At 47.2% G+C, this 9,910-nt stretch carries 4 protein-coding genes and 4 pseudogenes; 2 read left to right on the top strand and 6 right to left on the bottom strand.

Annotation, left to right across the window (positions count from 1 at the left end):
* Positions 1-251: 251 nt before the first annotated feature.
* The 5 genes and pseudogenes from pepF to JCM11969_RS14870 all read right to left on the bottom strand — a co-directional run bounded on the left by pepF (position 252) and on the right by JCM11969_RS14870 (position 5,739).
* Entirely contained in the window at positions 252-2,072 is a 1,821-nt protein-coding gene (gene pepF / locus JCM11969_RS14895; RefSeq protein WP_156319398.1) for an oligoendopeptidase F, read from the bottom strand.
* A 312-nt stretch (positions 2,073-2,384) separates the two neighbouring features.
* Positions 2,385-3,212 (bottom strand): competence protein CoiA, encoded by an 828-nt coding sequence (locus tag JCM11969_RS14885; protein WP_054712382.1) that lies wholly within the window; start codon positions 3,210-3,212, stop codon positions 2,385-2,387.
* 381 nt (positions 3,213-3,593) lie between these two features.
* Positions 3,594-4,257: pseudogene (locus JCM11969_RS14880) on the bottom strand (adaptor protein MecA); the annotation flags it as partial.
* A 211-nt stretch (positions 4,258-4,468) separates the two neighbouring features.
* Positions 4,469-4,872 (bottom strand): annotated as a pseudogene (gene spx, locus JCM11969_RS14875) (transcriptional regulator Spx).
* Positions 4,873-5,034: 162 nt separating this feature from the next.
* Positions 5,035-5,739 (bottom strand): MBL fold metallo-hydrolase, encoded by a 705-nt coding sequence (locus JCM11969_RS14870; protein ID WP_054712378.1) that lies wholly within the window; start codon positions 5,737-5,739, stop codon positions 5,035-5,037.
* Between the two features lie 110 nt (positions 5,740-5,849).
* On the opposite strand from JCM11969_RS14870, the gene JCM11969_RS14865 reads away from it, so the two are divergent.
* Positions 5,850-6,350, top strand: coding sequence for a hypothetical protein (locus JCM11969_RS14865; protein ID WP_054712375.1), 501 nt, complete (start codon positions 5,850-5,852; stop codon positions 6,348-6,350).
* Between the two features lie 148 nt (positions 6,351-6,498).
* Here the strand turns inward: JCM11969_RS14865 and JCM11969_RS14860 are convergent.
* Positions 6,499-8,527 (bottom strand): annotated as a pseudogene (locus JCM11969_RS14860) (heavy metal translocating P-type ATPase).
* 150 nt (positions 8,528-8,677) lie between these two features.
* Here JCM11969_RS14860 and JCM11969_RS14855 point away from each other — a divergent pair.
* A pseudogene (locus JCM11969_RS14855) lies at positions 8,678-9,895 on the top strand (DUF2075 domain-containing protein); the annotation flags it as partial.
* Positions 9,896-9,910 lie beyond the last annotated feature (15 nt).

Below are 9,910 nucleotides of genomic sequence, written 5' to 3'. Positions count from 1 at the left end.
TCACTCTGACGGAAATACCAGGTTCGGGCATTTCTTTGCGATTCTCTGTCCTCAAGCCGAAACGCGTTTCGGAAAACAGAAAGCTGCATGTAAGCCCACTCTGACGGAAATGCCAAGTTCGGGCATTTCCGTGTGGGCCTCTGTCCTCGAGTCGAAACGCGTTTCGCAAAACAGAAAGCTGCGCGTAAGCCGACTCTGACATAAAGGCCAAGATCAGGCCTTTATGTCAGAGTCGGCTTACACTCCGCTTCCTACCGTTTTCCTTCACGCTCTACCAATTTTTCAAACTGATTCAACCGTGCTTCAAACTGGTCAAACGCCTGGTCGAGATAGGTCTCTTGTGACATGTCTACGCCCGCCTTCTTCATCACTTCGATCGGATAATCAGAACTGCCCGACTTCAGGTAATTCAGATAAGCATCGCGCTTGCTAGTGTCCCCAGAAAGGATCCGGTCTGCCAGCGTATTCGCTGCCGCGAAGCCGGTGGCGTACTGGTAAACATAGTAGTTATAGTAGAAATGCGGGATTCGGGCCCATTCGTCCGCAATCTCCGGATCAGACTGAACAGCATCACCGTAGTAACGCTGATTAAGCTTCAGATAGTAATCACTCAAATGATCCGCCGTCAACGGGTGTCCCGCTGCATCTTCCTCGTGAATAAATTGCTCAAATTCAGCAAACTGAGTCTGGCGGAAGACAGTCCCCTTAAAGCCGTCCAGGTAATGATTTAACACAAAGGCCTGAACTTGTGGCTCGTCGTAAGTCTTCAGCAGATAGTCCGTCAACAACGTTTCATTAGTCGTGGATGCAATCTCGGCAACGAAAATGGAATAGTCGCCATACTGATATGGCTGGTTGTGACTACTGTAATAGCTGTGCATACTGTGACCCATTTCATGAACCAAGGTGTACAAACTTTCCAAATTATCCTGCCAGTTCAGCAAAATATACGGTGCCGTGTCGTACATGCCAGATGAATACCCACCAGAACGCTTTCCCTGGTTCTCAACAACATCGATCCAGCGTGAATCAAAGGCTGTTTTAACGTGGGATAGATAGTCAGGTCCCATCACATCTAAAGCTTTAAGTGCTTCATCACGAGCAGTCTCGTAGGTGTAGGTTAATTGTGGTTCCCCGGTAATTGGCGTATACAGATCATACATATGAAGGTCCGACAACCCCAAGATTCGTTTTCGAAGCGCCACATAACGGTGCAGTAACGGTAAATGGGCGTTGACCGCCTTGACGAGCGTGTCATACACACTCACAGGGATGTGATTGCCACTCAACGCTGCCTCACGGGCATCAGCATAATGACGCACCTGAGCGTTGAAATTATGCGTTTTAACGTTGCCAGCCAGTGTTGAAGCCAATGTATGGCGGAATTGGTGATAAACGGCATAGAGCTGTTTAAAGGCCATTTCACGTACGGCTGGTTTGGTGGATTGAATCAACTGATCATACACACCCTGAGACAGTTGAACGGCCTGACCATCATTATCTTCCACAACGGGGAATTCCAGGTCAGCATCATTTAACACGCCAAACGTGTTACTTGCCGTCCCGAGTGCATCTCCAGCTTGGGCCAATAATTTTTCTTCGTTGGGGGCCAAAACGTGATCTCGCTGATCCGTAATCGTATCGAGATAGTGTTTGTATTCACCGAGGGTACTGTTTTGGGCCAGCATGTTGTCAAGTGTTGCCTTATCAATGGCCAGCAGTTCTGGTTCAAACCACGCAATGGCACTTTCAAGACTGGTAAATAAGGTTTGCGTTCGGCCGCTTAGCGCTTGATTCTCAGCATTTCCGGTGTCTTCATCGTGCTTTAAAGACGCGTAAACATAGACTTTTTCCGCTCGTCGAATCACGCTAAGAATGCTTTGGATCGCATGCAGCAGCTGATCAGCACCAGTCGCTAGAGAGCCACGAAGGTCTTCTAATTCAGGAATCGCCTCCTGGACCTTGTTGAAGTCACCTTCAAAGTCGGCTGTTGTTGCATAAATTGGTGTGAGATCCCACGTGAATTTGGGATCTACTTCATCACGAGTTGGTAATTGTTTGACGTCTGCCAATTGCATTTCCTCCTTGAGTTCACTTGTTAAGGCTACTTTAGCATAATTGACACCAAAACGGCACGTCAACCATTTAGGCTGGCATAATTTGTCTGGTCACCCGCCATTTTTCAGGACCGACCCGGTGTAAGTAGCCATTATTCATGAGCGTTTGGACCCAATCGTCAAGAACAAGCTGCAACTGGTCACGAAAACGGCGCTCACTGCAATTTGCTAAATTGCCAATCACCAGCATTGGGCGTAGTTTTTCGACCATACAGAATAGCTGTGACTGATTCAATTCTTGATCCGACCCAAGTTCTGAAATCAATATCAGTAAACAGTAGCGAAAAATAGCGACTGAGTCACCAAAAATCGGCACGACGACTGGCTGATCAAAACAGAAGTGGGAATCGTCTGTAACAGCCGGTGGTGACTATAACAAAAATTCTGCCATTGCATATACTTCGGTGTTCGATAGCGTAATCCGTGAACGATTTGTTGCCGCAATTGGTTGACTTGCCATGTCGTGGCCCGAATCGCCTTGTTTTCAATAAATTCATACTGGCCTGCACCTAACAGCCGATATCGTTGGTACCCGATCGTCCCCAAAAGATCGGTTTGAATCTGGCACCACAGTTCCATCGTGGCCGTCGCTGTCCGCCAAAACAGAAGGTACCACCCCCACGCTGCTGACCAGGTCACAAACGGTGCAACCTGTACCTGTCTCGTCATATGCTGATAATACTGATTTCCTAACACCCAAACTGGTTTCAGCGCTAGCTGCTGGTAGCCCGCGTTGCGGCTTGTGAGTTTTTCTGGTGAAATTGCCGAACATTGAAATTCAATCGGCACCTGTCCTTTAGCTTGAGTAACGATCAGATCTGGTCGCTGTCTAATGGTCTTCAGATAAGGTTCCAGTTCGACCCTGTCCTCACCAAAATAATGCGCCATCTGCCACTTACCGGTGAGGTGTTGCTGACTTTCTGGTTCGCTGCTTACCGCACAGTGACTGCCTGACTGGTGCGCAAAGTGTGCCACCACTCGTTGACCGCGTCTAAGGATCACTTTCGTTCGGCAACCGGGACAATAATAGAGTGTCTGACGATCAGCAGCCGCGGCGATTATCACCTGATGGGACTGATTAATAGCTGTTAGCATGGTGTTGCCCCCTTTCACCTGGTAACTACGTGGGGAACTACGTGGGGATTGGGGTGTTTGGTTGTTTTTAAGTGTATTTTTTCTTGTCTAACTAATCGAAACGCGTTTGCAAGGACAAGTGAAGGCCACTGCAAAAAATGACTCCGGTAAAAATGTCGGCTTGGGCGTCCCTACCTGTAACTTTCTCAATTATATAGTGGAAACGCGCTCAGCAAGGCAGAGGGCTACTGCAGAAGACGAGTCTGGTAAAAATGCCAGACCCAGGCATTTCTACCAGACTCGTCTTCTGCTCCGCCCTCTAACCGCCTTGCTTCACGCTCTGCTCTAAAAAAAGCACCACATATCCACAATTAGATATGTGATGCTCTTATAGTGCCCTCATTACTTATTAAAATAACGCCGGGTCAATTCTAACGCTGTTTGGTCCATGATCTTTTGCGCGTGTTCGTCCAACACATCCGCTGTGATCGTGGTTTGTTCAGCATATTCATAGGCAACCGCTAATTCATCCTTAATGGATTCTGGTGATTGCTCGTTGATGCGAAATGAGAATTCAAGATAGTAGCTATCCTGGTAGTGATAGAGACTTGATGCAACGTCGGTCAGGTTTAAGACATTGGCAATCGCAATTAAATCATCAAACGCGTGAAGTTTAAGCACGACCGTGTGCAGCGGTGAGCCATTCGGTTTGCCAGCTAGCTGGTCGTCTGAATCATGTTCTTGCCGATCATCAGTGCCGTCTTGATCATCATCCGTTTGCATCAATTGCCGCTTCAGAAAATCCGGCACCTCTTCTTGTTTAATTGATTGAATCTGGGGTGCGTCATCATCGTCATCAGGTTGGTCTGGATCCACTTGGTCATCAGAAGCGTTACTTTTGCTGATAAACAACTCAAGACCGTTGCGATTCGGTAACACTTGGAATGTCACGGCATCTGTTTCTTGAAATTGATGATCAACATCGACCTCTTCCAAAATGCTGTAGAAGAAGTTTTCTATTTGCTTGTGGTTACCAAGCAGATCGAGGACGGTAATTCCCCGTTGTTAAATCGTCATTACCAATCAAAACACGAATTGTATTTTCGTTAATTCTTTCCATTTCCATGACCCAACACCTCTTTCTGCCGGTACCTTATCTTGCTACTTACAAGTTTAAAGGATTTTACGCGTTTGTAAAGTACCTGAGTGGTCTTTGACATGATTATATAAAATCCCCATAGTAATATCAAGCGATTGGCCCAACGTCAAGCAAGACGTCATAGCAGATCGGCGCGTCGTTTTGCACGTTCGAGTTCGATCGTTCGAATGTGCCGTGGCAGAAACCGGCGAATCTCATCATCGTTATACCCAACTTGCAGGCGCTTGTTATCAAACAAAATTGGTCGCCGCAACAATCCTGGATACTTGGTGATCAAGGTAATCAGCTCATGAATAGACAACGTATCCATATCAAGGTTCAATGTCTTATAGCCTTTAGAGCGTTTAGAAATGATCTCCTCAGTCCCATTTTCAGTCAAACTTAAGATCCATTTGATCTGCTGCACACTGGTGCCTGAACAAAGATATTTTGTTCTGTAAACGCAACGTCATTATCCTGCAGCCATTTTTTGGCTTTCCGGCAGGAGGTACAACTGGGTGAAGTAAATAAAGTTACTGTCATAGCATAGGCCTCCAAACTTGTCGGTATCGTCTGTGTTTGTCTCTACCCACAGTATAACGGAGGCCGCACGGTTTTAGAACCATGTTCACTAAAACATCAAACTAATCGCAAGGTTTCGTCACAATTACTTCAGAATATAGGTCTGGCGTAACTGGGCATGGCTCACACGCACCCGATCCCCTGCTGTTGCGCTGCTTGCGCCACGAGCTGGTCAAGATCGCCCCACTGCGGTAAATGTGTCAGTACAAGTTGTTTCACGTTGGCGTCCTTAGCAATTTGACCAGATTTGCCAGCTGTAAGATGCCATTTTTTACCAGTCTTATCGTCGTAGAAATTTGTGTCCGTTAACAACAGATCAGCATCCTTTGCAAATGGTGCCAAGCCGTCAAAATAAGCGGTATCCGCCGTGAAGACAATGGTCTTGCCAGTCGCCGTTTCAGTGATCCGCATCGCGTAGGCAGGCACGGGATGATGTGTCTCTAGAAACCGGATCGTAAACGGCCCGACTGTCAGGGTATCATCCGCCAAGTAGCCGTGTCCAACGCTTGCGTGCGGCCACGTCAGGGTGCCAAAGTTTAACGGGTCAGACGTTGGCCCATAGATGGGCAGCACATTTTGGTTGGGTCGTTCCTCATGAAGCTGCCAGTAGTATTGCAGCACCCCTAAATCGGCCACGTGGTCGTGGTGGTAGTGGGAAACGATCACCGCGTCAAGGGCCAGCGGATCCATGATTTCTTGTAAACTCAATAGCGCACCGCTGCCACAATCCAAAAGTAATTTATAATTGTCAGCCTCGATTAAATAGCTGCTCGTGCCGACACCATTTGCCGGATAGCCGCCGTAATACCCAATGACTGTTAGTTGCATAAGAGAATAACTTCCTTTCAAATAAGAATTAACATAAAAAAGTTGTTTACGTTTTCATTTGGTGCACATCACTCGTATAATAAGGATGATGAAGTAAAGGAGGAATGACTATGATTTCACAACTCAGTATCACCTTTGGCAGTAAGGACGTTCTCGAACAGGTCCAGGCAAAGAATCCGGATCGGCCGATGCTCCTGCTGGAAACCACTACGTCAGGCGAGCAACTTGCTTTGTTAGATGTGTCTGGTCAAGAATCAGTATTTGCCTCACCCGTCCATTATGACATTAAACTTCACCGTGGTACAACCGATTGGGGACGGTTTGTCAATTTCATGTATTTTGACAATCTATCACCAGATGACCAAAAAGTGTTTAATTCAAAGGCCAACCACTTTGTCACAACTGACGAGATGCCTGAGGGGCTTCACGCCATCTACTTTATGAAGGAAGAACATAACCGGTCAAACAATATCATTTTGACCGTCTGGGATACCAGTGAAGACTTCGCGGTCTGGAAACGCGACGAACGATTCAAACCATTTGTCTACTTCCAGCGACCGTTAAATAACTACCACGAAGCAAGTTATCAAAGCGTTGAGCAGGATAACTGACGACCATCCGCGTTAGTGGCCAAGTATCAGGAAACTAACGTGTTGTATCATTTCATCACATGAGAACCGCAATTATTACGTATCACCTAAAAAACACGTTTCAGCACTGGATAACCAGTCAGCTGAACCGTGTTTTTTGAAGTCACTCTTAATCGCGGCGAATCGTTAACGCGTTCAACGCAACGATCACGGTACTCAATGACATGAGGACGGCCCCCACCATGGGGGACAAGATGAACCCAATCGGCGCCAAAACGCCGGCAGCCAGTGGAATGGCAATAATGTTGTACCCAGCGCCCCACCAGATGTTTTGCGTCATTTTACGCGTCATGGTTTTGGCGAGTCGGATGAGCTTCACAATGTCATACGGGTTAGAATTGACCAGGATTACATCTGCGGAATCAATCGCCACGTCCGTCCCGGAACCAATCGCAACACCAATATCCGCCTGAGCAAGACTTGGTGCATCATTCACACCATCACCGACAAACATCACTCCGCCACGTTTTTGATAGTCCGTCACGAGGCGGTCCTTATCCTCTGGCAACAATTCAGCCTGAACCTCATCGATCCCAAGCACGGCTGCGACCGTTTGAGCAGCTTGGCGATTATCACCCGTTAGCATGACCGGAACCAGCCCATCTTGTTTCAACTGCGTCACCATCTTTTGTGCCTCTGGTTTGATCTGATCACCTTGGGCAACCACGCCCAAAACTTGCTGATTCTCAATGAGGTAGCTGATCGTATCCCCAGGATGCCCCGTGGCGATTTTTGGGACCGTTAAGCCTTGTTTTGCAACATATGTCGGGGACACGATCTGATAATGATGGTTGTCCAGGTCGCCAGCAAGGCCGACACCAGTTTGCTGATACACATTTTCAGCAGCCGTAACGTTTAGGTTAGCCGACTTTGCGGCACTCAAAATCCCAGTCGCTAACGGATGCGTCGACTGTTGTTCAAGCGCAGCCATTGTCGCTAAAACAGTGTTATCGTCCATTTCGTCTGAAAACGACTGGACGTCATTCACACTAAATTTACCAGCCGTCAGCGTTCCCGTTTTGTCCATCAAGACATACTTAACGTGATTGATCTGCTCCAACGCCGATCGGTTGGCAATCAACAGCCCGCTTGTGGCAGCCAGAGAGGTTACCCGTGCCACCACTAAGGGAATTGCTAACCCCAGTGCGTGCGGACAAGCAATCACAAAGACAGTCACTGCAATCGATAAAGCAGCCGCTAAATTACTCGTCATCAGCCAAACAATAAACGAACCAACACCGACTATCAACGCGGCGTAGAAGAGATAACCAGCAACTTTGTCGGCCATCGTTTCGGTTTGTGATTTATTATCTTGTGCGGATTGAACCAGTGTCATCACCTTCGATAGATACCCACTGTCGCCGGTACCAGTAATGGTAATTTCTAGTGTTCCAGTGCCATTGATCGTCCCGCCGATAACGGTATCGCCAGTTGTCTTTGCGACCGCCTTCGCTTCCCCCGTGACCATGGCCTCGTTAACGCTCGTCGTCCCGTCGTTGACTGTACCATCAGCCGGAATCTTTTCACCAGCCCGAATTTGGACGCGCTGACCAACCTGCAACGATGCCACCTTAACGTCGCTGACTGTGCCGTCTGCACCAATTAAGTGCGCAGAATCAGGCAACAGTTTGGCTAACTTATCAACGGCTGAACCGGCGTTCATCACTGCGCCCATTTCAATCCAATGACCCAGCAGCATAATATCGATCAATGTCGCCAGTTCCCAAAAAAAATCAGTCACAGTGGCGTTACATGGAAAATATCGTTGGCAATCACCGCGTAAATGCTGTAGACATAAGCCACCGAAATGCCCATCGTAATCAGCGTCATCATCGCTGGTTGTCGCATCTTCAATTCGTTGCGCGCGCCTGAAAAGAACGCTGACCGCCATAAATAAAAATGAACGTCCCAATAACCGCGACGACCCAATCAGACCCGGTAAATGTTATCTGAAACGGCAATTTCATCCCCATCATGGGTGAAAAGAGCACTATGGGTATCGTTAAAATTAATGAGACCCAGAATTTACGCCGAAGACTCCCCGTATCCATCATCATATGCGTGCCACCAGGCATCGTCATCGTGTCTTGATCCATATTAGCCATCTCTGACATATCCGCTGGATGTTCCCCATTCATTTTCATCATCTAACCTCCCAATGTCGTTTATTGTTTACAAATGTAAACTCTATATCTACACCCTATAATGACTCCTCAATTTTGTCAATGAATTAGGTTGCGTTACACTAAGAATATCATTAATTTAGGAGGTGCCCTCTTGAGCAACCAGCTAACGCCAAATTATCACCACTAAAAGAACTCACCAGTGAACAGCAGCAACTCGTTTCCGCTGCAGAAGCGTTCGTTGATGCGCACTATCAAGACGACACCCCAAGTGTCTTCGTCATCACCGGCGATGCTGGCACTGGCAAAAGTGTTGTCTTAAGCCAACTGTTCTACGATCTTCAAAGTGCTGCGCACGATTCAGAAAGCCCGTTGTATAACAGCACAAACTATTTTCTGGTGAATCATCCGGAACTACTTAAAGTCTATCGCAACATTGCCGGTGACCTACCCAACGAGTACAAGAAGAATTTCCAACGACCAACCTCGCTCATTAATCGCTGTCGAAAAACTGGAGCCGGTTTTGATATTGGCATCGTGGATGAAGCCCATTTGCTGCTATCACAACCAGACCACTATAATAATTTTTATGGTGATAATCAGCTTCAAGAATTAATCGCAAGCTGTCGCGTCCTGATTATTGTTTTTGATGAGCGCCAAGTCTTGCGGTTAAAAACTTATTGGACAACGGCTCGTTTAAAACACTTACTTGCACCCTTTCATCAGCAGTGGTTTACGCTTCATCATCAATTTCGAATGCAGGCTGATCCAAGTGTCATTCAATGGATCGATGCGCTCACAACCACGGGCGAAATTCTGCCAATTCAAGGCGCCTTTAAAAACCACTATGACTTCCGGATTTTCGATGATGCTGAAGAAATGCGGCAACAAATTGTCATTAAAAACAACCAGGTCGGTCTTTCTCGCATTTTGTCCACCACGGGATATCCCTCCATACTGGACGGCGGCAAGCATTACATTACTGAAGGCGCGTTTAAAATGCCCTGGGATCAATATAATTACACCGCCACTCCCTGGGCGGAAATACCCGAAACCATTAATGAAGTTGGCTCAATATATACGTGTCAGGGATTTGACTTAAACTATGCCGGCATTATTTTAGGGCCGCCAGTCGTCTTAGCTGGAGATGGGTCCCATCTTGCAATTGACACGCATCTCATTACAGATCCTGAAGCTTTTAAACGCCGACCTGACATGCAAGATAGTGCCACAATCAATGAAGCTAAAAGAACCTTGCTGTTAAACGCGATGAACGTCATCATGAAACGTGGCGTTCATGGACTCTACCTCTACGCACACGACCCGCGCCTTCGTGATCTATTAATGCACCTATATCGGCGGCTGAAAACTAATAGTGAGTAGCTCTGAATACGTCGT

This window comes from Secundilactobacillus paracollinoides DSM 15502 = JCM 11969, assembly GCF_001311135.1.
In the GTDB taxonomy this organism is placed as follows: Bacteria; Bacillota; Bacilli; order Lactobacillales; family Lactobacillaceae; genus Secundilactobacillus; species Secundilactobacillus paracollinoides.
The sequence above is the reverse complement of the archived record's forward strand: the minus strand, read 5'-3'. Positions and strand labels throughout refer to the sequence as shown.

What these genes read in the sequence shown, in the direction of transcription:
- JCM11969_RS14885 (WP_054712382.1), bottom strand. Translation starts at nt 3,212, where the DNA reads ATGCTAACAGCTATTAATCAGTCCCATCAGGTGATAATCGCCGCGGCT.
- JCM11969_RS14870 (WP_054712378.1), bottom strand. Translation starts at nt 5,739, where the DNA reads ATGCAACTAACAGTCATTGGGTATTACGGCGGCTATCCGGCAAATGGT.
- JCM11969_RS14865 (WP_054712375.1), top strand. Translation starts at nt 5,850, where the DNA reads ATGATTTCACAACTCAGTATCACCTTTGGCAGTAAGGACGTTCTCGAA.